The 20,729-nt window shown below is 67.9% G+C and carries 20 protein-coding genes; 9 read left to right on the top strand and 11 right to left on the bottom strand.

Annotated features, from left to right (window positions below; translation table 11 throughout):
- Window positions 1-2,316: 2,316 nt before the first annotated feature.
- From ACZ7CF_RS42155 to ACZ7CF_RS42140, 4 genes are all read right to left on the bottom strand, one after another.
- Window positions 2,317-4,389 carry a M48 family metalloprotease gene (locus tag ACZ7CF_RS42155; protein WP_470372565.1) on the bottom strand — a complete coding sequence of 691 codons (2,073 nt, stop codon included), beginning with the start codon at window positions 4,387-4,389 and terminating at the stop codon, window positions 2,317-2,319.
- The gene (locus tag ACZ7CF_RS42150; protein ID WP_470372564.1) at window positions 4,386-4,892 is read right to left on the bottom strand and encodes a hypothetical protein; all 507 of its coding nucleotides are present in this window, start codon (window positions 4,890-4,892) and stop codon (window positions 4,386-4,388) included. The genes ACZ7CF_RS42155 and ACZ7CF_RS42150 overlap by 4 nt, the downstream gene beginning before the upstream one ends.
- Window positions 4,893-5,065: 173 nt before the next feature.
- Window positions 5,066-5,266: a hypothetical protein gene (locus tag ACZ7CF_RS42145; RefSeq protein ID WP_470372563.1), complete on the bottom strand. Its 201-nt coding sequence runs from the start codon at window positions 5,264-5,266 to the stop codon at window positions 5,066-5,068.
- Between the two features lie 108 nt (window positions 5,267-5,374).
- On the bottom strand, window positions 5,375-5,593 hold the full coding sequence (locus tag ACZ7CF_RS42140; protein ID WP_470372562.1) for a hypothetical protein: 219 nt from the start codon (window positions 5,591-5,593) through the stop codon (window positions 5,375-5,377).
- 270 nt (window positions 5,594-5,863) lie between these two features.
- Here ACZ7CF_RS42140 and ACZ7CF_RS42135 point away from each other — a divergent pair, with 270 nt between their 5' ends.
- The 3 genes from ACZ7CF_RS42135 to ACZ7CF_RS42125 all read left to right on the top strand — a co-directional run bounded on the left by ACZ7CF_RS42135 (window position 5,864) and on the right by ACZ7CF_RS42125 (window position 9,584).
- Complete coding sequence (locus tag ACZ7CF_RS42135; RefSeq protein WP_470372561.1) at window positions 5,864-6,751, top strand: RNA polymerase sigma factor; 888 nt, start codon at window positions 5,864-5,866, stop codon at window positions 6,749-6,751.
- A complete protein-coding gene (locus ACZ7CF_RS42130) occupies window positions 6,748-7,704 on the top strand; it encodes a hypothetical protein (protein WP_470372560.1) in 957 nt (318 codons plus the stop codon). Before ACZ7CF_RS42135 ends, ACZ7CF_RS42130 begins: the two co-directional genes overlap by 4 nt.
- An 839-nt stretch (window positions 7,705-8,543) precedes the next feature.
- Window positions 8,544-9,584, top strand: a complete 1,041-nt coding sequence (locus ACZ7CF_RS42125) for a hypothetical protein (protein ID WP_470372559.1) — start codon at window positions 8,544-8,546, stop codon at window positions 9,582-9,584.
- A 144-nt stretch (window positions 9,585-9,728) separates the two neighbouring features.
- On the opposite strand, the gene ACZ7CF_RS42120 is transcribed toward ACZ7CF_RS42125, so the two are convergent.
- The 3 genes from ACZ7CF_RS42120 to ACZ7CF_RS42110 all read right to left on the bottom strand — a co-directional run bounded on the left by ACZ7CF_RS42120 (window position 9,729) and on the right by ACZ7CF_RS42110 (window position 13,108).
- Window positions 9,729-9,878 (bottom strand): hypothetical protein, encoded by a 150-nt coding sequence (locus tag ACZ7CF_RS42120; protein WP_470372558.1) that lies wholly within the window; start codon window positions 9,876-9,878, stop codon window positions 9,729-9,731.
- A gap of 129 nt (window positions 9,879-10,007) precedes the next feature.
- Window positions 10,008-10,217: a hypothetical protein gene (locus ACZ7CF_RS42115; protein ID WP_470372557.1), complete on the bottom strand. Its 210-nt coding sequence runs from the start codon at window positions 10,215-10,217 to the stop codon at window positions 10,008-10,010.
- The gene (locus ACZ7CF_RS42110) at window positions 10,217-13,108 is read right to left on the bottom strand and encodes an RHS repeat-associated core domain-containing protein (RefSeq protein WP_470372556.1); all 2,892 of its coding nucleotides are present in this window, start codon (window positions 13,106-13,108) and stop codon (window positions 10,217-10,219) included. The genes ACZ7CF_RS42115 and ACZ7CF_RS42110 overlap by 1 nt, the downstream gene beginning before the upstream one ends.
- Before the next feature lie 25 nt (window positions 13,109-13,133).
- Here ACZ7CF_RS42110 and ACZ7CF_RS42105 point away from each other — a divergent pair, with 25 nt between their 5' ends.
- On the top strand, window positions 13,134-13,448 hold the full coding sequence (locus ACZ7CF_RS42105) for a hypothetical protein (RefSeq protein WP_470372555.1): 315 nt from the start codon (window positions 13,134-13,136) through the stop codon (window positions 13,446-13,448).
- A 72-nt stretch (window positions 13,449-13,520) separates the two neighbouring features.
- Window positions 13,521-13,685 carry a hypothetical protein gene (locus ACZ7CF_RS42100; RefSeq protein WP_470372554.1) on the top strand — a complete coding sequence of 55 codons (165 nt, stop codon included), beginning with the start codon at window positions 13,521-13,523 and terminating at the stop codon, window positions 13,683-13,685.
- Window positions 13,686-13,915: 230 nt separating this feature from the next.
- Here the strand turns inward: ACZ7CF_RS42100 and ACZ7CF_RS42095 are convergent, their stop codons facing one another.
- Window positions 13,916-14,197 (bottom strand): hypothetical protein, encoded by a 282-nt coding sequence (locus tag ACZ7CF_RS42095; RefSeq protein WP_470372553.1) that lies wholly within the window; start codon window positions 14,195-14,197, stop codon window positions 13,916-13,918.
- Window positions 14,198-15,241: 1,044 nt separating this feature from the next.
- Between ACZ7CF_RS42095 and ACZ7CF_RS42090 the strand changes: the two genes are divergently transcribed.
- Window positions 15,242-15,541, top strand: coding sequence for a hypothetical protein (locus tag ACZ7CF_RS42090; protein WP_470372552.1), 300 nt, complete (start codon window positions 15,242-15,244; stop codon window positions 15,539-15,541).
- Window positions 15,542-15,548: 7 nt separating this feature from the next.
- On the top strand, window positions 15,549-16,580 hold the full coding sequence (locus ACZ7CF_RS42085; protein WP_470372551.1) for a helix-turn-helix domain-containing protein: 1,032 nt from the start codon (window positions 15,549-15,551) through the stop codon (window positions 16,578-16,580).
- Here the strand turns inward: ACZ7CF_RS42085 and ACZ7CF_RS42080 are convergent.
- Both ACZ7CF_RS42080 and ACZ7CF_RS42075 read right to left on the bottom strand, forming a co-directional pair.
- Window positions 16,564-16,755, bottom strand: a complete 192-nt coding sequence (locus ACZ7CF_RS42080) for a hypothetical protein (RefSeq protein ID WP_470372550.1) — start codon at window positions 16,753-16,755, stop codon at window positions 16,564-16,566. The genes ACZ7CF_RS42085 and ACZ7CF_RS42080 overlap by 17 nt on opposite strands.
- Entirely contained in the window at window positions 16,752-17,147 is a 396-nt protein-coding gene (locus ACZ7CF_RS42075; RefSeq protein WP_470372549.1) for a hypothetical protein, read from the bottom strand. Before ACZ7CF_RS42075 ends, ACZ7CF_RS42080 begins: the two co-directional genes overlap by 4 nt.
- Window positions 17,148-18,104: 957 nt before the next feature.
- On the opposite strand from ACZ7CF_RS42075, the gene ACZ7CF_RS42070 reads away from it, so the two are divergent.
- Together ACZ7CF_RS42070 and ACZ7CF_RS42065 are read left to right on the top strand one after the other, a co-directional pair.
- Window positions 18,105-18,419: a hypothetical protein gene (locus tag ACZ7CF_RS42070; protein WP_470372548.1), complete on the top strand. Its 315-nt coding sequence runs from the start codon at window positions 18,105-18,107 to the stop codon at window positions 18,417-18,419.
- Between the two features lie 6 nt (window positions 18,420-18,425).
- Window positions 18,426-19,379, top strand: a complete 954-nt coding sequence (locus ACZ7CF_RS42065; RefSeq protein WP_470372547.1) for a hypothetical protein — start codon at window positions 18,426-18,428, stop codon at window positions 19,377-19,379.
- Window positions 19,380-19,592: 213 nt separating this feature from the next.
- On the opposite strand, the gene ACZ7CF_RS42060 is transcribed toward ACZ7CF_RS42065, so the two are convergent.
- A complete protein-coding gene (locus ACZ7CF_RS42060; RefSeq protein WP_470372546.1) occupies window positions 19,593-20,543 on the bottom strand; it encodes a PIN domain-containing protein in 951 nt (316 codons plus the stop codon).
- Window positions 20,544-20,729 lie beyond the last annotated feature (186 nt).

Here is a 20,729-nt window from a genome sequence, read left to right as displayed (position 1 = left end):
CGCCTCCCGCTGGTCCGCTGCCCAACCGCCTCCGGCGTTGGGGCCAAAGGGATTCGTAGGTGTTTGCGTGTACGATGTGGACTGTCTGTTGTGGAGTACTAGCACTTCTGTTTCGTAGCAAGGGTTTTCGATCCGTAAGTTGTTGGTCTTCGTAGCTTGCGGGGTTTGTAGGTGGTTTCCTGTTTCGTAGTAAGGGTTCTGAACGTAGGTGGTTCTGGTAGTCGTGATTTTTGTTGGTGTGCATGTGTTTCTGGTGTCTATCGCATCGTGGTTGCCCATACTTCTGTTTCGCAGCAAGGGTTTCCGGTTCGTAGGTGCTCTTGTGTCGCATGTGGATGGTAATGTATGGCTGTGTTGGTGGGTTTCCTGTTGTGCTGCATAGGTTTTGGTACGCAGGCGGCTGCCACAGGTGGCGCATTACCTGGTGCGTATGGGCTTCTGGCCGCTTTCGTAGTCCTGTCCCTGTTCTTCCTTTGTGCCGCAAGGGGAAGTGCTCAGAGGCGAACTGGAGGGGCGTACGCGGCCGGGCAGCAGGCGGGTTGGCAAGGCCGTGACCTGCGGTTAATCACGTCCAACCGGTTCGCGCTGCGCTCACGAGGCTCTGACCTGCGGTTAGTCACGTCTCACGCGGGCCGGTGAAGCCTGGATTGCCGCCTCCGGCGGGAACGCCGTCCAGAAGGCCCGTGACGTGCGTGGGTTGCTCGCGGCGGTACTCCCTCGCCGCGATGCTCCGCGCCGCTCTACGAGCAGCACAGCAGGCCTAAAGGCGCCAGGACGAGACCGATGGGGGACGTCCCAGCCAGCAGCTCGACCTGGCGAGCGCGAAAGGCCGGCGGATCAGCACATCGCGCAACACCCTGACCAGCACAAATCACATCCCCCCGGCCGGAAACCCGCCGAAAGGCCAGCAGAACGACCGCGCTGCCCAGGAACAGGAACAAGCCGAGCCGGTCGACGCCGAGCCGGTCGACGCCGAGCCGGTCGACGTCCAGGGCGCGGCGACGTCGAACCGCGGACCACCACGAGCAGCACGAGCACCAGGCCCCCGCCGTCGACCCACCCGCAAGGCCCTCACCAGCACGAATCACATCCCCACCCGATGCTGAACCGCGGACTCCCCCCACGCCGTCGAGGCCCACGTGGCCGAGCAGGCCGACGCCGAACCGCGCGGACCACCACGAGCAGCACGAGCACCAAGCCCCGCCGTTAACCCACCCGCGAGGCTCTGACCAGCACAAATCACATCCCCCTGCCGGAACCGGGGCGGAAAGGCCGGCCGAACCGGTCCACGCCGGCGAACCGCGGACCCCCACCGCACCACGAAGACCAGGCCGCCGACACCGAACCAGGCCAAGACCACACGCCGCGGGCCGACGCCATGGCCGAACTGGAGACCGAACTGGACGTCGCCGAGCAGGCCGAGGGGCCGAGGCCGAACAGGTCGAGGCCGCCGAGGTTCGAGGTCGAGCTGGAGGCCGAGCTGGACGACGCTCGCGCCCTCACGCGAAAGGCCGGCCGACCACCCGACCTAACACCACCTAACACCCCTCACCAGCACAAATCACATCCCCCAGCCGGAAGGCCAGCGGAACGACCGCACTCCCCCGCAACCACGCAGGCCGGACCGGTCAACGCTGAGGGCGCGCAGCCGAGAACGAGCCGGACGACGCCGAGTCGGACGAGGACGAACCGCAGACCACCCCGCCGATCCAGGCGCGCAAGGTTCGAGCAAGACCGGGCCGGTCCAGGCCTCCGACGTCGAGCCTCGCCAGAGCCAGGGCCAGCGGAACAACCACACTCCCCCGGAGCCGAGCAGGCCGACGTCGAGCAGCCGGTTCAACGCCGAACCGTGCCAACCTTGACCAATGAAGCCTCGGCGCTCAGCGCAATCCCGCAGCGTCACGCCGCGTCCGCCCAGACCAAGGGCAGGGCGTCGGCGCGGTTGAGCCGGCGCAACGACCACACCGCGAGATTGATTGTGGCACCACTGCTGCATCGACACCGGGCCGCCGGGCTCGAACGCCAGGATCTTGCCGACCTCACCCAGGGTGGCCTTGCAGCCGCTGTCGGGGATGTCCGCGGCGGTGATCGTCGTGGCGTGCCGGACCGGGCGGCGCATGTAGCGCTCGCTGGCGTAGCTCAAGACCTGCTGGGGCCGGTACCAGGTGGTGCCGTCCCACCAGTGCCCGCCGAGCCGCGTCAGCAGTGCCCAGTCTCCGAACCACTCCCCGCAGCCTCCAGCTCGGCAAGTGCCGCTTCCCCGCTAGCCGCAGATTGCTGTGCCGACGACTGGCGGTGGACGACCGACAACCTCTGTCAGCCGTCCACCGCCGCCGAGGTGACCAGTCCCTGAGGCGGCGCGCTGGCTCCCATAGGCACGACGACTGCGGCCACCAGCAACCCGACCGCCAGCAGGCAGAGCGCCGGGAGAAGGTAGAACCGGAGGCTTTCCCCTGCGTCGTAGGGGAGCCGGGCGGCCAGGGCCAGCGCGACGAGCGTGGTGGCCGTCCAGCCCGCGGCCACGGCCACCCCGTAGCCCGAGCGCACGACCAAGGCGACGGCCAGCGCGGCCGCCACCCCCGCCCCGGACGCGAGCAGGACGTCCGTCGAGACCTGCTCTTCGCTGATGTCCGGGGTGATCGGGGCCACGGTCGCCAACCGGGCGACCGCCACAGTCACGGCCACGCCGAGCGCGATCACCGCCGCGGTCCACCGGCCAGCCGCCCTTCTCCGTATCTCGGCGAGCACGATCATCACCTGTCCGGCGAGCAACGGCCATGACGGAGTGGTGGCGATCGCGAGCAAGGCCAACACGACTGGTTCCAGGCCGACGTTGCCGGCCTGCTGCACGGTGGCAGCGACCTGCTCGGGCACCGCGAAGACACCTACGTACACAGCCGCCGTCCCTGCACCCGCCCACCATCGAGCGCCTCTGCTCGGCGACAGGCCGAACGGCTGCACGAGCAAGGTGCCCATCATCGATGCCCCGGCGATCAGGAAGGCTGTGAGCAGCCACAGCCACGAGGTGTAGCCGATGTTCTCCCACGGGGTGATGATTCCCGTCGGCGCGAGGTTGAGCCCGATCACGGCGCCTACCGGCAGCCCCAATTGGGTCAGCACCCGACGCGGCGCGAAATCCCGAACCGATGCCGCACCATCCGCCCCGGCTCGCCGCACCGCTCCCCACGCGGAGCCGAGCAGCACACCCGGCACCAGCGCGACCAGAAAGGCGGTCAATCCGGGGTGATCGGCGCCGGCGAACAGCGGCCGGACGAAGTACGACACCAGCAGCATGGTGCAGCCCGCCAGCGCGCCGAAGGCGACTCCCTCGACGGTGCGCGCCGCCAAGTCCGCCATCCCGTTGTCCACAACGGCGATCCTCCGGTCGAACGACGGGTGCAGGGCCGTGAACCGCCGCACCACCCCTGGGCCCGAGGCCCGCTCCGTCCCCTTCCGGTGGGTCAGCAGGGCGCTCAGCGCGGCCTTGCCGGTGTCGTCGGCCGCGCTGAGCAAGTCGGCCTCGTGCTCGCGCCCCCGCAGGACTCCACGGGCAACCACCCACAACACGGTGAGGAGCAGGGCGCACCGGATGCCGTAGACGAGCCAGAACTCCTGCGACAGCCAGAACTCCCGCGACAACCAGAACTTCCCGGACAGCCAGAACTCCCGCGTCAACAGCGCCGCGACCGTGCTGTCCGGCTGCAGGGCCTCACGCACCACCTGGTCCACGACGGGCACCGCCAAGATCAGCGGTGTCGCCCACCAGACACCTCGGGTGAGCCACACACGTCCCAGGTCACCGGCAACGACGTGGGCGCACTCGTGGCGCACCACCGCGCGTGCCTGGTCGGCGGGCAGCGTCACCACGCCTCGCGGCAGCACGATGTGCACGCTCCCGGCGATCCGTACGGTGAACGGCTCGCGGCAGTCCGAGGCCAGCATCACCTGCGGGACGACCCGTCCGCCCATGGACCGGATCGCCTCCGCGGCGGCGCGCTGCCACCGCTGTGCCGCCAGCCGCATCCGGCCGGCCCGCCGGTAGAGCGCCTGGGGCAGCAGGCGCACCAGCCCCATCCCGATCAGCAACGCCACCACGGAGCCGGCCAGGTCGAACCCGATCCGGCCGCGGTCGGCGACGGCCTTGCACCGGAAGAAGGCCTTAGACGGCTCCAACGGGTCGGAGGTGGTCACGGTCTCTGACAGCGCGCCGCACTCTCGCAGCGTGGCCCCGTACCGCTCGCCGAACAGCGCGTAGAACTCCAGGTCGGCCGCGAAACCGGCCGCCAGGACGGGGATGAGCAGCAGCAGGGCGTACCGGGCCAGGGTGAACGCCGCAAGCCGGGGCGTCGATGTGGGGTGAGGTGCGGCCGTAGCCTGCGGCGCGGTCACACCGACGGCGGCGTCGGTGAGGCGGGCGCACCGGGCGCGGCAGGAGTCGCCTCGCCGAGCAACTCGGCAACGACGCGGCCCGCCACCTCCCGCGCGGCTTGTTCGTCGGCGTCCTGCTTGACCAGGTGCACCACGACTACGGCCACGACCTGGTCGCTGGCGGCGGCGTCCACCGGTTCCGGTGCCCCGCCCACCTGTCGACGTGCCCTCGCCCGTCGAAGCCGCTCCCGGATCGCGTCGTAGGCGCCCCCCACCATCTTCTCCGCGACGATTCCGCCCAGGAATCCGACCGCCGACAGCACGTAGGGGGTCACGGTCACCAGTTCGATCCCCATGCCCACCGGGGCACCCGGCCGCACCCCGCGTACGGTGCGCAGGGGGTCGTCGACGAAGTCCTCGACGATGTCGTCGAACACCTCGGACTCCGCCGGATACCAGTCGGCCACGACCGCTCGCGCCACCTCCACGTCGATCGGCGACAACGCCGCCAAGACCTCGGACAACTCGCGATCTTCGCGTAAGGACACCCTCGCGCCCACCTCTCCGTCGGGTATGCCTGATCATGTATCGCCGTTGCCGGGACCATCGTTAGGGCCCGTTTGCCGTCGACCTCCTGTCCGCTGAAGTGCTAGCGCGTGTCCAGTGAGGCCCGCCCCCGGCGGCTCCGGAGCGAGCCTCACTGCGCGAACACCGAGTCGGCCCCCACGCTCAAGACCACCGTCGTCGAGACGACCGGCCCGCACCGCAACCCGCCGGTCCCCACCAACATCGAGATCACCAGCGTTCTCCCGCACGAGACGACGCCCAAGAAGTCCACGGACTCGGCCAAGGAGCTCGCCGACGCCACCCACGCAGTGGCCGCCAGGCGTTCGATCACCTGTAGCACCACGAGCAGCGCAACGACCGCCATGGTGGGCCTGGAACGGCGTAGAGTGCCCGTGCAACAACGGACCGGACTCCACGCCGTACTCAGCTGTCGCGGACGTCAGCGCGGGCTGATGAGCCAGTTGAAGAACGCGGTCGCGGCCGCGGTGGCTCCGGCGCCGACGAGCAGCGCCTGGGCGATGTGCTGCCCGGCCCAGACGCTGAGCGCGACCGCGGCACCGCCCGCCAGGACGGCGAGCAGGAGGATGAGCGCGGTGCGCGGCGTGAACAGGTGCCCGTCGCCAGAGCCGTCGGCGGGTCCGGGGGTCGTGCGGGACATCGGTCTTCCCCTGTCGGTGATCGTGACCGGGACCGCCCCGGCCGTTGCCGGGGCTATAGGCCGAGAACCGCAGGTCAGCCTACAAAAAAGTTCTCCGAAAAAATCTTGAGCGAATCCGTAGGCTTCCGCCGCCGACCCGACATACGAGGGTTCGTGTCGTCGTGCAGTTCGGCGGCGCGGGCCATCGTCACTTGAGGGCGCGCGGAAGAACGGGAGTGTGGGTTGCAGGGGTCGCAGGCAGGTGGAGCGCACGTCGCGCTTCCGGCTGCCGTGGCTGCGGACCTACAACCCGAAGTAGAAGAATCGCCGATCGAGGCGGCTCTCGCCTTCGCCCGGCTGTTCAAGCCGCCGTCCGGCCACCCGCGGTTCCCCTTCGTCGACGTGCCCAGCGGTCCCAGCCCGCTCGGGATCGGCGCCGAGAACCCGGCGGAGATCCTCAAGGCCGCCGAGAACCTCGCCCGACGTGAAGCCGACAGCGAGTTCTACAACCGGATCACCGCCGCCGGGTTCACCGGCCGGGAGTACGACCTGCTCATCGCCGACCTGATCGCGTACACGTTCCCAGTCATGATGTCGTGGCTGGGCCGGGGCACGATCTTCAGCTACACCGCCCAGCGCGGGCGGCCGGTCCCCCACGACGAGCGCGACCAGGAACAGCTCGTACGTGATCGCGACGGCCGCGCGGAGCTGGCCTACGAGATCATCGCCGAGGCCATCAAGCTGTTCCGCGAGAAGGGCTTGATCGGCCAGGGCTGGACGTTCGAGGGCGGCGCGGCGTTGACGACCTTCTTCGTCGGCGCCGGCGTCGCCGTCTTCCCGACCGTGTGGCGGCGCTGGCGCAAAGAGCAGCAACGTGACCGCCTCGTCGACCACGTCGAGATGATGATCGAGGTCGACTCCGCCGCCCGCAAGGTCCTCGACACCCGCATCTGCGACGACCCCGCCGACGTCGTGATCGCACACGGACTCGTGCGCGCCGAGCTCGACACCATGCCGGACAAGCTCCGCCCGGCAGCGGAGCTGATCGTGTTGCACGGCTGCTCGATCGTGGAGGCCGCCCAGCGGCTCGGGACCTCCGCCGGCTCGATCGAGCAGCGCCTGCGCCGCTACCGCCGCCAACGGCTCGGCGACGCCGCCAGGAACAAGGGGGACACGTGAACAGGCAACGCACCCAGGACGACCAGAGCGACCAGGACTTCCGCGAGCACGCGAGGTACCTGGCCACCGCCATCAGCGCCCGCGGCACCAAGGACAGGGCACTGGCCTTCATGTTGGCAACGATCGCGGACGTACCCAGTGACGTGCTAACTCAGGCGGCGTCGCACCTCCACGCTGCGATCGAATCTGAGGACGGTGTCACCCCGGAATCCCGCGCTGAGACCGTCCTCAGGCTGATGCAGCAACCCGAAGACCTTCAGCGCCAGCAGCACAATAGGTCCGGCACAGCTGCAACAGCGGCTCACGAACACCTCGTCGAGCTCGCGGCTCACCTTGAGCAACTCGACGAGGCGTTGGAGCTCCTGCGGCTGCTCCACGCATCGTCACTCGGGACCCCACGCGCACGAGCAGCACGCCGAAGCACACCAGCCACAGCCGTGAAAGCGGTACTTGACCGGGTCGAAGCACGCGCGCGTCCCCAGCGACCCGAGCCGGACACCGTGCAGACCTTCGACGACCTGCGCCACCAACTCCAGGTCCTGAAAATCAACACCGGTGACCCCAGCCTGCGCGAACTCGCCAAGCTCACGAAGACCACCGAGGGCGTCCACCCCGTCGGTGCCAGCACCCTGTCCGAGGTCTTCGCTGGCCGACTCGTTCCACGGATCGAGTTGTTCATGAGCATCGTCACCACGCTGCTCACGCAGTTCGACACCAACACGGACCTGCTCGGGCTCCCGCAGTGGCGGACACTGGCGCCCTGGCGCGACGCATGGACACGAGCCCAGTTCAACCACACACGCCCGGACCTGCAACGCACCCACCGAGTCGGCAACGTCATCCCGCTCAGAGACCAGACAACAACATCGGGCTCGGCCCACACCTCTCAGCTGGACATCCCCTCGCCGCCCCCGCCCCCGCCCCCACCCGAGGAAGACGTAGCTGCTTGGTGATCCGAAGACCACGACCACGTGAACCGGCCGCGGCACCACGCCCGGCGTTGATCAGGAGCCCAGCCAGCGGCCGCCCAGGCCAGCCTCGTCAACGCCGAGCACGTGCTGGGTGGGCGGCAATGGCGATCACGCCAAAGCGCCGCATCGTCGCGCGCTCGAGCACCTGCAGCACCACGCGCTGGCAACACCACGAACGAGGCCCGCCCCAGCAACGCTGGGACGGGGCCTTTGGTCAGACCGGGTGACCTAGCCCGGCCGGCAGGGGTTCATCAGGCAGTACCCGGACGCCGGAGCCGTCAGCGCTGGCCAGCGCGCGCACCACCACTCGACCGCATCGAGAGCACATCTCCGCACCTCATCGGTTATGTAGAGGCTCGTCGTCCAGGACTCGCCGGTCATCGGGCGGCAGCGGGGCGTGGAAGGTCAAAGACAGTGCCGGAGGCGGTTGACCTGCGCGATCAGCTCCATCGCCTGCTCGGGACGCAGGCCGGGCTGGTTGGTGATGGTCAGCGCCCCGCAGCCAATCCTCGGTCATCGTCCGCCCTGACAACGGGGAAGTTCGGAGTCGGGCCTTGACGTGTTTTGCGTTTGAGCGCATGAGGCCCACCGATAGGCGTACAAACCCGGCCTCCTTCCAAGACCGCGCGGTTCCCCAGCACGTCTCGCCAGCAGCCGAACAAAACTCCTGGTCACCCCGAGTGCGGAGCCCACCGAGGAGCAGCACAGCCGCTACCCGCGCGGCCAGCACCCCCAATAACTCCTATATACGGCGGCTGGGATGCGGTGAAACCGAACTTTGAGCCGCCCGTCCGGTGACACGCATCCGAGATACTTGCCGCATGGACCAGACGGCGAAGTACCTCGAGCGCGCAAAACAGCGCGTCCGTGAGGTACTCGACGTTGAACACGCCGTCGTAGGCGCCGAGCTGACTGCGCGCATCAGCGAGGCCGGCTTCAACAAGTCCGGCGAGAACATCGATGCCCACCACGTCACCAACGCGCTGCGCGAGCTCACCGCGGCGGGCGACATCGTCCAGGTCGACCCCGAGGCGACCCGCGGCAAACACACCATCAAGACCATCCAGCCCGCTGACCAGCGGCGGCGCAAGACCGCCATCGCACGCGCGGCCGCCCGCAAACGGCTGCTGTACGCCCGCTACCTGAGCTGGGCAACAGGCTCAGTCCGCTACCCGCACGGACACATCGGCCCGGCAGGAGAAGAAGCCGTCCGCACCGCGATCCTCGCGTCCGGCCAGCTGCAGCCCGAACGCGCGGACTTCGGCCCGGTGAACTCCCTTCTCGGCGTTTCCCTACCCGGCGAGCTAGACAGTGCCGGCTACCACGTACCGAAACTGCTCGGTGTACCGCAGCGGCCGATCACCGTGATGGTCGAGGTCAAGAACGTCCGCGGCTGGATCTACCCCGGCAGCGAAGAGCTCTACCAGCTGCTGAACAAGGCGCTTGTTCTTCAGCTCGCACGTCCTGACCAGCTGATTCTGCCGGTGTTCGTATGCAGACGCGCCCACATCACGGCGTTCTGGATGGCCCAGCAGCTCGGCTTCATGATCGTCGACATGGAGCTGCAGTACATCGGCAGCCCGGACCTCGACAAGCCCGAGCACTTCGATGAGGTCCGCGTCGAATTGCACTTCGACGACCTGCGCATCGGCACTGGACCAAGCCTGCGTACCAAGGACCGCCTTATCAAGGTCCTCCCCAACCACGCCACGAACATGGCGTCGGCTTGGATGGAGACGGTCGCAAACGAGGAGATCGCGGAGCTGATCCCACAGCTGCGCACCGCGAACTACTTCGAGCGCAACGACCTGATGGAACAGCTCCGCGACGCTGTAAAACGCGCTGGCCACAAGGGCTTCTAGCTGCCCAGGTTGCGCATACGCGCTAGCCCGGCAGGTGTTGGCCAGCAGCCGCCGTGCGGTGCCGCGTTCGGCGACTGTTCGCGGCTACGCCCCGCGCCTGTCTAACCTGGACCCGCCCGCGGCAGTGACCGGGCTACGACGACGTCAGCCGCCATCGCGGTGGGGTGGCAGGGCTGGCTCGGAGCTGCCGAACTGCTGGTGGAAGTCCTCCGCGAGCTGGCGGGCCGCAGCATGCAAGGCGGGGACGTCGCCGTCGGCGTCGAACGCGGCCTCCACCGCGAGTGGGACCCGCACCGGCCACGTCTCGTCAACGCCGGAAGGGGTACCGATCGGCGATGCCGATCGGTACCCCTTCCGCCTCACGTCAGCGCCGACGCAGCGGCTGCTTCACCACGTAGGCTCGCTCCACCGCGGATTCGAGAGTTACTCGACTCGGTCGGGGTTGGATGGGTGACGGCGCCACCAACCCAGCAGTGCAGTCAGGATCAGTGCGCCGCCCAGTCCTCCGACTGCCCCACCCATCCCCGGAACCCGGTCGTGCAGCAGGGCGGTGGCCACGATGAGCCCCAGGTAGACCGTGCAGGCGATGATCCAGAAGCGCACCCGCTTCGACTTGGCCGGGCGATCGGACATCAGAAAAATCCCTTCAGTCCTGAGACGAACTTTGCGCCGCCGCCGAAGCCGATCGTCGCCATGCCGCTCAATCCGTCGTCGCGAACTTCCTGCCGGGTACCGCCGCCCAGCGCGGAGCCGAGCCCTGCGCCCGCGCCTCCACCGAGTGCGGCCATCACGCCGCCCGCCGCGACGCAGCCCGCTCCCGCCGTCGCGGGACAAGACAATGCGAGTGCCCCGACCGCTGCGCCGCCGATAACTCCACCAACCGCCGCGCCCCATGTCGAGGCCGTGCTGGCTCCGGTGGGGTCGCTGTTGTTGATCGGGTCCCCCTGGGCGTAGTTGTACGGGTTCGGTTCCTGGCCGGTGGGGTCCGGTGACCGGAAACGGGCGAACGTGCTGTCGTACACCCGGTACCCCATGAAGTAGGTACCCAGTTGCAACTGGTACGCACCCAGGTATCGGAACGGGTTCGCGGTGGCCGCGGTTCCGGTCGCCGTGACCGTGCCGTACGGGGTGTAGTCGTAGTCGGCGACCAGGTTGCCGGAGGTGTCGACCAGGCCGATCACGCTGCCCTGGTGGTCGGTGACCGCCCCGTACCGGGCACCGGCGCCGTCCTTCAGCCCGATGAGCAGTCCCTCGGTGTCACGCGTGTAGCTGGAGCGCTTGCCGTTGTCGACGGTCTCGGTGACCCCCAGCGCGGTGTGCGTCAGGACGTGGGTGACCTGGTTGCTGCCGGCGGTCTCGGTGATCGTTCTGGGTTGGGTCTGCTGGCTGGTGTCGTAGCGGACGTCCAGCACCTGGGTCGTGCCGGCGTGGCCGGTGAGGACCTGGTTGGTGGGGCTGAACGTGTACCGCGATTCCGGGTTGGTCGTCGAGGCGTGGTTGCCCGCGCCGTCGAACGTCACGGTCGTGTCGTTCGCTTTGGTGGCCTGGTCGGCGGCGTTGACGGTGTAGGTGCGGCCTTCGCCGGAGAGCAGGTTCGTGGCGTTGTCGTGGTTGTAGGTCGTGCCCGGTGCGGTCTTGAGCCTGCCGGCGCCGTCGTAGGTGAACGACCGGGTGCTGTTGCCCCTGGTCTTGACCTGGATCTTGTCGGTGTCGGTGCCGTCGGGCTTGGTGTAGCGGTTGGTGGTCTTGAGCAGCTCGGCGCCGCCGGGCCGGGTGACGGTCACCGAGGTCTGGCGTCCGGAGTTGTCGTAGCCGGTGGTCTGCACGGCGCCACCGGGGAACGTCGTCGTGGTGCGCCGATCGGCGTCGTCGTAGGCGAAGGTCGTCGTGCCGCCGTAGGAGTCTTGCAACGTCGTGAGGCGGTCGGCGGCGTCGTAGTCGTACTTCGCCACACCCGTCGGGGTGGTCAGCGTCTTGACGTTGCCCGCCTTGTCGTAGGTGTAGGAGACGACCTCGGTGCCGCGGGTGACCTTCTCCAGCAGGTTGCGCGGGTCGTAGTCGAACACCCGCGTCGCGTCGGCGGTCTGCGTCCTGGTCAGGTTGCCGTTGGCGTCGAAGGCGTTGGACTGCAACACCGTGCCGTTGTGCGTGATGGTCGTGACGCGGTCGAGCTTGTCGTAGCCGTAGACGATCTTCTTGCCGTTGCCGTCGGTCACGCTGTCGATGCGCGACAGCGCGTCGTAGGTGAACGTCGTCGGCTTGGCCGGAGCGGGCGGGACGACCTTGGTCAGGTTGCCGTAGTCGTCGTACTCGTAGGTGGTCTTGGCCTGCTTGCCGTCCGTTTTGGACGCGACCAGACCCATGCGTTCGGTGTAGGTCAGCACTTCCAGGTCCGCGTTCAGCCCCGTCGAGCGGATGCTGGTCACGTTGCCGTTGCCGTCGTAGGTCCGGGTCACCTGGTTGCCCGACGCGTCGGTGATCTGCGTCGGCAGGTGGGGGTGTGCGGAGTCGGTGTAGCCGACGACGTTCTTCGCGCCGGTCGCCAGTTTCGTCCCGATCAGGTTCTGCTGCGGGTCGTAGTCGTAGGTCGTGGAGTGCTGCAGCCCGTTGGTCGTGACGTTGACGTCGCTGCTGGCCGTCCAGGTGCGCGACTGGGTGTGGCCGAGAGCGTCGGTGGCCTTCGTCTGCCGCCCTGGCGACTCGAACTCGTGCACCGAGCTGTGCAGGTTCGGGTCGGTGACCTTCGTCCTGTCGCTGCCGTCGTCAGCGTAGGTCGTGGACGCGCCGGTGCCGTCGCGGGTCGGTTTGGTCAGCTTGGTGACCTGCGAGAACTGCGGGTCGTACTCCAGCCGCCACGTGTTGCCTCGGCCATCGGTGACCGAGGTCAGCAGGCGTCGCTCGGTGTCGTAACCGAGCTTGACCTTGTTGCCCGCGCGGTCGGTGAATTCGCTGATCAGATCGCCGGTGTAGACGTAGTTGCCGAACGTCTGCCCGGTCGGATCGGTCAGCGAGGCGTCCCAGCCCTGCGCGTCCCGGTTGAACGTGGTGACGCGGCCCTGCGAGTCGGTGATCGACGCCAGGGATCCGTCGGGCCGGTAGCGGTTGGTGTTGGCGTTGCCGTTGCGGTCGGTCTGCGACACGAACCAGCCCTGGCCGGTGAACAGCCACCGCTCACCGGAGTCGTTGAACGTGACGACATAGCCACCCTCCGGCGTCTTCGTCAGCGACGCGCGGAAGTGCTCAGCGGGAGCGAAGGTGCCGTCCGCGTTCTCCGGGAACTTCACGCAGTACCCGTTGGGGCCGTGCAGGATCCGCATCTTCGCGCTGTCAAAGCCGGGGTCCTCCAGCCCGACCTCGGTGCCGCTGTGAATCCAGTTGTACGCGGCCTGCGCGTTGTAGAACCGATCGGCCGACATGTTGAGGCCGGTGCCCTTGATGGTCAGTTCACGATAGGACAACACGACGTTGCGCGTGTCCAGGTTGACCAGCAGTTCCAGCCGGTCACTGATCTGATGCCGCTCCATCGGATACCACGGCAGCACACCCCGATTGGAGTTCAAGCAGGTCGCCCGCATCGTCGAGACCTCGCCCGACGCCCGCCACGGCCGGTCCGGCGGCGCGCCGCCCACGGGCGTGCGGTTCACCTCGATCGTCGGCTTCTCCGGTTCCGCAGCAGCGGGAGCCGACGCTCCACTCGCTACCAGAGCCGTAATCACGGCACCGCTGAACGCGCGCAGCACAAGGCCGCGCAGCAATCTGCGCTTCATCCTGTTCTTCCCCCTCAACGAACGTACCCGCCCCCCGGCCGGCACGAACCCCAAGCTAGCGACAGATCAACATCGCACATACCGCCACGAGCAGTGATCGACTCAGCCGATCGCCTGCCGTACCCGCTCTTATTCGGGGTCAAACTCCACATTCGGCCAAAACCACAGCGTGGCGTCTCGCGCTGGATTGCTGGCGCTGCTCACCGGCGGCGCCGCCGCGGGCTTGATCCTGCTCGCCGAGCGGACGCCCGCCGAGGCGGTCCTCGGCGGGTGCGTCGCCTTCGCCGGCGCGGTGAAGTTCTTCAGCAACCTCATCAGCCCGAACAACACCTGATCCCCTGGAACAGGACTTCGGCGGCCAGGACTCGGGCGACATCTCCCCCGGCTCGAACAAGACGAACGACGCCGACACGAACGCCGCCTCGCAGAGCACCCGACAGCACGCCGGCGTCGAACATGACCACGAGCCACGGCACGAACCGCGGTGAGGCCCGCCCCGACGGCTCCGGAGCGGGCCTCACCGCGCGAACACCGAGCCGGACCTCACGCTCAAGACCACCGTCGTCACCGAGACGGCCAGCGCGCATCGCAACCCGCGGTCCCCATCAACGCCGAGATCACCATGTCCTTCCCGCACGAGACCACGCCGCTGGACAGGTCCGCGAACCCCGCCAAGGAGCTCGTCGACGCCACGCACGCGGCGGCCGGCAGCAGCGGCGAGACCGTGCAGCTCACCAGGACGTGCTCGAGCAACCGCGGCACGACGGCGTTCTTCATGGCGGAGAACCCGCGGCAGGTCACGAAGCAGGCCCGTCCCGGCAACACCGCGACGGCGAGCTGGTGCACAGCGCCCACCACGGCCGCGCCGACCAACTTCTTCCCACTTCCCGTTTCCCGCTGGTGGCGTTCCCCAAGCCGCGGAACACGACCACCAACACACCGAGAAGTTCGAGAAGACCGAGGAGGAGAACGCCGACGACACGACGCACTCCCTCCGCTCCACCACGCGCCCGCCCGGCTCCTTGAACAACACCACCGGCATCACCAAGCACGAGGGCCAGGCCACCAACGACAGCGCGCAGCGGTGAACTCGCACGCCCTACGTCGACATCGCCGGTATCCGATCACGCTGGGGGCGCTGGCAGGTCACCCGCGTCGACGAGCTCGCCGACCACGTCGCCGGGACCGCGCGACGCCGGCAGCGCGGTGGCCTGGATCGCCCGACGTGACCGGGTGTGTTCGGGTGGCGTGCGAGGGTGCTGCGAGCGGGTTCTGCTGCTGGCCGCGGGTGATTAGCGTCGATCGGGGCCAGCGACAGCGCGTGCGGCACCGGGTGGGTAGACGCCATCGGGTGCCGACGGTGCGAGGACCTGCGCTGTCGCTGGCCCGCCGGCCGTGTGCACGGCGAGCGAACGCGGAAAGCCGAGGTGAGGTCATGCGAATCGCACGATCACGCGACTTCCTCCGCGCCCCGATCCGAGCGGGTCCTGCCGCTAACAGGGATCCCGCGGAGGGCACCAACATCCAGACAACGCCGTGCCCCGTCCTGTGCCGCGTCGGCGCATAGTTCGGCCTGTTGGAGCGGCTTCTTCATTGAAGTCCCGGTTCGGCTTGTGTGGTTCTAGTACGCACGAACGCACTACACAAGCCGAACAAACTCGAACACCCCGCACGTGACCAGCCGTGAAGGCGGGGTTGTCCAGGGTTGTCGCGTGGACAACACCCGCACGAGGCCCTGTGAGCGCGGTCAGCGAACGAAGTCCTGACAAGTCGTGGACACGCGAACGGCCGGTGCCGGGTGCAGCCGGGGGAAGATCGAGGCACCAACGCGTTGCTCGCCGGCCGCTAACCGGGACGCGCACATCCAGACACCGCAAGGAGAACGACCCGATGTCCCCGTTCCACAACCCGCGCCGGCAGCGACTGGCATGGTGGTGCCTGCCCTGGTGGTGGTCGTGGTTCACGCCCTACCTGCTGCTGCTCGTCCTGTTCGGCGTGCTCGTGCTCGCGCTGCTCGCGAACGGCGTCTCCGACGTCGTCGCCCTCGGCGTGCCCGCACTGCTCAGCGCGGTCGCGGTGCGCGCGATCGCTCGGATCGCCGCTCTGCCCCGGCCCGTGGCCATGCAGCCCGCCGCCGTCGAGCCGCCCGCGGTGCGCCCGCCCGCGACCGGCCGAGAGCTGGGGCGGTGACGGCACGATGCCCCGTCCCGAGGTACCGATCGACGACGCCGGCCCGATCGGCAAGTTCGCCACAGAACTGCGTGACCGCAGGCTGCAGGCGGGCCGGCCCGCCTACCGGGAGATGAGCAAGCTCGCCCACCTGTCGTACTCGGTGCTCGCCGATGCCGCGGCGGGCAAGAAGCTGCCGTCCTGGGAGACCACCGAGGCCTTCGTGCGGGCGTGCGGCGCGGCCGACGACGAGGTCGAGGACTGGCACACGTTCTGGCAGGACACCAAGAACGCGATCCTGCAGCTGCGGCGACGGGTCGGCCAGGCCGACTACGTGGTCACCGCCCGCGACGGCGCCACCGGCGCGGCACGCCGCGGACGGTTACGGCCGGTCGAGGTCGCCCACGCCGGCCCCGACCAGTGCAGACCTGACCCGGACAGCGTTCGCACCTTCGACGACCTGCGCTACCAACTCCAGGTCATGAAGATCAACGCCGGTGACCCCAGCCTGCGCGAGCTCGCCAAGCTCATGAAGGCCACCGACGGCGTCTACGCCCCCGGTGCCAGCACTCTGTCCGAGGTCTTCGGCGGCCGGCGCGTGCCGACCATCGAGTTGTTCATGCGCATCGTCACCACGCTGCTCACGCGGCTCGGCCCCTCCCCCGACGACCTGTTCGGGAACCCGCCGCGGTCGCGGACGCCGGGCGCCTGGCACGAGGCCTGGGCCCGGGCCCAGTTCAACCACAAGCGCCCGGACCTGCAACGCACCCGCCGGGTCGGGAACGTCGTCCTGCTCAGCGACCACGACGAAGGACCGGTCGGAGCCGTCGTCGCGGAGATGGACATCGAGGTCGCCGCGGCCTACCTCGCCGCCATGCCGCCCAGCGTCTCCGCCGGCATCATCAAGGACCTGCCCACGAACAAGGCCCAGCAGATCCTCACCACCATGTACCGGCTACACGACCCCACCACTCCCTCGGCACCCACCGTGACGGGTACCGCCGGCACGCAGACCGGCAGCGACCCCGAACTCGGCGGCGGCATCAGCATCGGCCAGTAGTCGGCCGCCGTGCGGGGCCGCCGTGTCCGGCGAGGTTGGTTCCGATGACGTCCACCTCGCCGGACACGTACGGCACGATGTCGATGTCCGGCACGACGATCGCGACGGCGAACAGCGACGCGAACAACGACGCGGCCCCGCCCCAGCAACGCTGCGGCGGGGCTCGCCACGTCAATCGAGTGCTCTGCCTGCCGGGCAAGCCCGGACGCCCGCGTGGTCAGTGGGGTGGTGCGGCCACGCCGCGCGTTCCGGTCCGACGCGGGCCCACGGCCGCGGTCGAGCCCCAGACCACGCGCGGCGGTTCCTCGTAGTGGAGATCGCGGCGCTCACCGTGGTGTACCAGCGCGTCCACGAGGAGCTCAACGACAACAAGAGGGCGCTGAACGCGTCGAAGTTCTTGTCGGACTTCACGACCGCCACGAACATCGCCAAGTACTTCTTGACGCCCCTCCTCACGAACCTCGCGATGACCGCGACGACGCCGGACGCGACGACGAACGTCACGAAGTCCAGCACGGGCAACGCAACGCCGAGCACCGAGAACGCCGAGGCGGACGCCAAGCCCACAACACTCTCGTCCGCGCGCGGCCTGCCACCGGCAACGCCCGCAGCCGTGCCCTTGGACTTTTCGAACTCCTCGACGGAATTGAACGGCACCGACCTGCGGCAGCGGATCACCTGCGGGATCTCGGCCTGCAGGTGGCGCCAGTGGCGATCGGCATCGCGATGGTCGCGCTCGCCCAACTCCGCCGCCCCGTGTCGTACACCATCGGGCACGGCAACACGCCCTGGGAGTATGCGCGATCTTGCCCGACGCTGCCCGAGATCCCCCCGGCTCTGGGGCGACGTCCCAGCCCAGCCGGTAGCTGAGCGGCGTCGACGTCGAGTAGTACTAGACCGACGAGGTCACGTTGTTCCGCTTCGCGCCGCGAAGCACCATTGCCAGACACTGGAGCGGGTCAACCCCGTGTCGTTCGTGAGTTGGTGACCGGCGCCAGGACCCTCAGGGCCGCGGCGAAGGGCGAACGCACGAGGACCAACGACGCGCGTGACGTCTTCGCAGACGTCAGCGCCGCCGTTGGCCCCGGCAGTTGCCGAACCTGGGCCAACAGATCCGGCGTGGTTGAGGCTCCACATCCCACTCCAACGAGCTGCTGCCTCAGCGCTGTAGAGCGCATGAAGAAGCTTGGCCCCAAGAGCTTGTCAACGTGCGGTTCCTGGACGCTCTCGGACACGCGAACCAAGCAGCCCTCCCCACGAAGGTGAACCAGGCCGAGTGAGCTGCGGTTTTGGACGTGTCCGGCTAGGTCACTGGATTTTGTCAGGCTGACAATCTGACGGTCGTAGGACAGCTCCGGACGTACTCGTAGTTCACGCGCACAACATCGCGACAAACCACTGCTCTGCTGCTCTTGTGCTCAGGTACGTGTCATCGAGGACGATGAGTTAGTCCACGCGCGTGCTCACCCGTCGGCCAAACGGGACGCGTCTTCCACTCCAACGCAGCTCAAGGGAGATCCCCCTATGTCGACGCCTCAGCAACCCTCGCAGTGGTTGCCCTGGTGGTGGTTCCTGCCTTACCTCACCGTTCTCGCCGTCTTCACGGCAATGATCGCCGTCCTGATCGCCGTGGGTGTCTGGCCCGCTGTGGCGGTCGGTGTCCCGGCGACCCTGAGCTTCGTGACGGTGAGCGCACTCACGCGCATCGCCGCCATCAACCCCGCTGGGCGTCCTGAACACCTCCGGAACCCCTCGACGCCATCCGCTGCCGAGCATGCGGGCGAAGCGGGCGCCGCGGAGCTGGGTGAGAGCACCAGCGACGACGAAGGGAACCGGTGAACGATCATGGGTCGCCACCAGAACCCGATCGTCGACACCGGTCCCGTCGGCATCTTCGCGCTCAAACTGCGCGAGCGCCACGACCGCGCACGGCGTGAACTGCGCGAACCTCTCACCTTCCGTGAGATCTCCCGCGCAGTGCAGATCTCTCACACCGTGCTTGCCAAGGCCGAAGGCGGTCACGAGCTCCCGACGTTCCTCGTGGTCGAGGCGATGGTTAGGCACTTCGGTGCGGACACGGCCGAGGTGCACCAGTGGCGGGACGACCACGCCCAGACTGTCGCCGAGCTAAAAGATCTCCGCCGCGCGAACAGCGCGAGCAGAACCATTACACCGCAGGACGGCCACCGCTCATTTCAGCCATCGGTAACCGCCCTGCAGCTGCGTCAACGACTGCTCGTCGTCAACACATACGACGAACTGCGGACACAACTTCATGCACTGAGGACCTTTGTCGGAAATCCCTCGTACGGAAAGATTTCATACGAGTGCACCAAGATTTCCAGAGCAGCATCATTTTCCCCCCAAGGAACAACAACCTCGTCCCTGTCCGCGATCTTCACAGGGAAGCAGAAGCCAAAACACCAGGCATTAATGAAGATTGTTTACGCACTCAACCAAGGCGCCAGTGGAAGAGATTCGTTACCGTCGATGCACGATTGGGCTGCGGCCCTCGCGCGCGCCGAGCACAACGACTCCCTCAAAGAACCCAATCCCCACGTAGGCGCAACGGCGCAGCTCATCGCCGACATGTCTCCCAGGGCGGCCGCCGAACTTCTAGGAGGCATGCCTGTCGAGATCTCCAGCAGCTTGCTGCTGGAGATCTCGACAGCTGGTAAGGGACAGTCGATTGTCGCGGCAATGCTGACGCTGGCATCGACGCAGCACCGACTGAGCGTGGTGCCGGAAGCGTCGAACGTCTTCACGATCAAAAATGATCGCGGCAGCGAAGCGGTCTGACCATAAATAGTGAACAGCGGGACTCGATGTCACCAGATGGTGGCACCGAGTCCCGCTTTTGTCCTACGAGCCGGCACATGTCGGGGCTGACACCGCGCAGGCCCGCAGTGCCAGCCTCCACAGGACTACGTGATCAGGGCTCGAGCATGGCGTCGGCGAAGGCAAGAACGTCGTCGTGGTTGCACGTGTCGATGGCAAGACCTGCGCAGGCGGTCAACAGCCAGACGCGTCACGTTGCGGAAGTGGCGGGCTAGAGCCAATGCGGCGGTCCGGCGTACGTGACGGCTGCGGCTCGGGGCCCGCGTCGAAGTCCAGATCGACGACGCGGAGTCCTACGGTGGTCGCGCGCCAGGACATGCCGGTGTCACCGGTGATCATGGTGACCGGTGCGCCGGCACCGAGCTGGATGTTCAGGGCGCGGTCGGTGATCTCGTCGTCCGGGTCGGGCATCCTGCGGTGGCCCGGCGCGGTGGAGACGATCTCGACGGTGATTCGGCCGCGGGCCGGGTGCTCCGGGCCGGAGCCGGGATCGGCTTCGCGCAGTACGCCTTCGGCCTCCCGTACGGCCTTGATGATGCGGGCCAGCGAGTAGGCCGCCCGCCAGCGGGTCTTGTGGTTGCGCTTGGACCTGTCCAGCTCGTCCACGACAGCGATCGGGACCAGCAGAAGCACCGGCGCGTCACCGGCGCCCACCATCCCGGCCAGGTCCAGGTCGTCCAGCTTGTCCTCGTGTTCCAGGTACACGTTGGTGTCCAGCACCAGCCGCCAGTCCCAGCTGCGCCACCTCGTCACCTCCTCCAACCCGGTGATCGCGAACTGCAGCGCATCGGATCGCGCGGTCAGCTCGTTGGTGACCATCGTGTTGAGCAGCCGGTGCCGCTGGTTATCTCGGCCGAAGAGGTCCCTTGCGGTGAAATCGCCGTGGAACAGCAGCTCGTAGGTGCGGGTCCGCACGAGTCGATCCGCAGCTTCCGAGCCGATCGTCGAGCTCAACCGGTGGGCGGTACTGTCCACCCACTCCAGGTACTCCCACAGGCGCCGCAGCGAACCGAACTCCTCCTGGCCTGCGCCCACCGAGTGCAGGTTGTCGACTTCGGCCTTGAGCGTCCGCAGCAAACCCTGCACTTCGGACGGGGCGATGCCCGGCAGCGGGGTGACCAGCATCGGCAGATGCTCCCACGACACCGATCACCGCGCGCACCACAGCATCGAGGTGCTCCGTCACCTCGATGTCGGGGTCCGCCGTCCAACAGCAACGGGTACCACGGGCACGCAAGCCGGTGGTGACCCCGAGATCTGCCTCGCTTCGAAAGTGGACAGGGAAAGGCCACGGCATCGGCGAATCGCCGT

Source organism: Lentzea sp. NPDC036955 (assembly GCF_055608005.1).
Note: the sequence above shows the minus strand (reverse complement) of the source record. Positions and strands in the feature narration are given on the sequence as shown.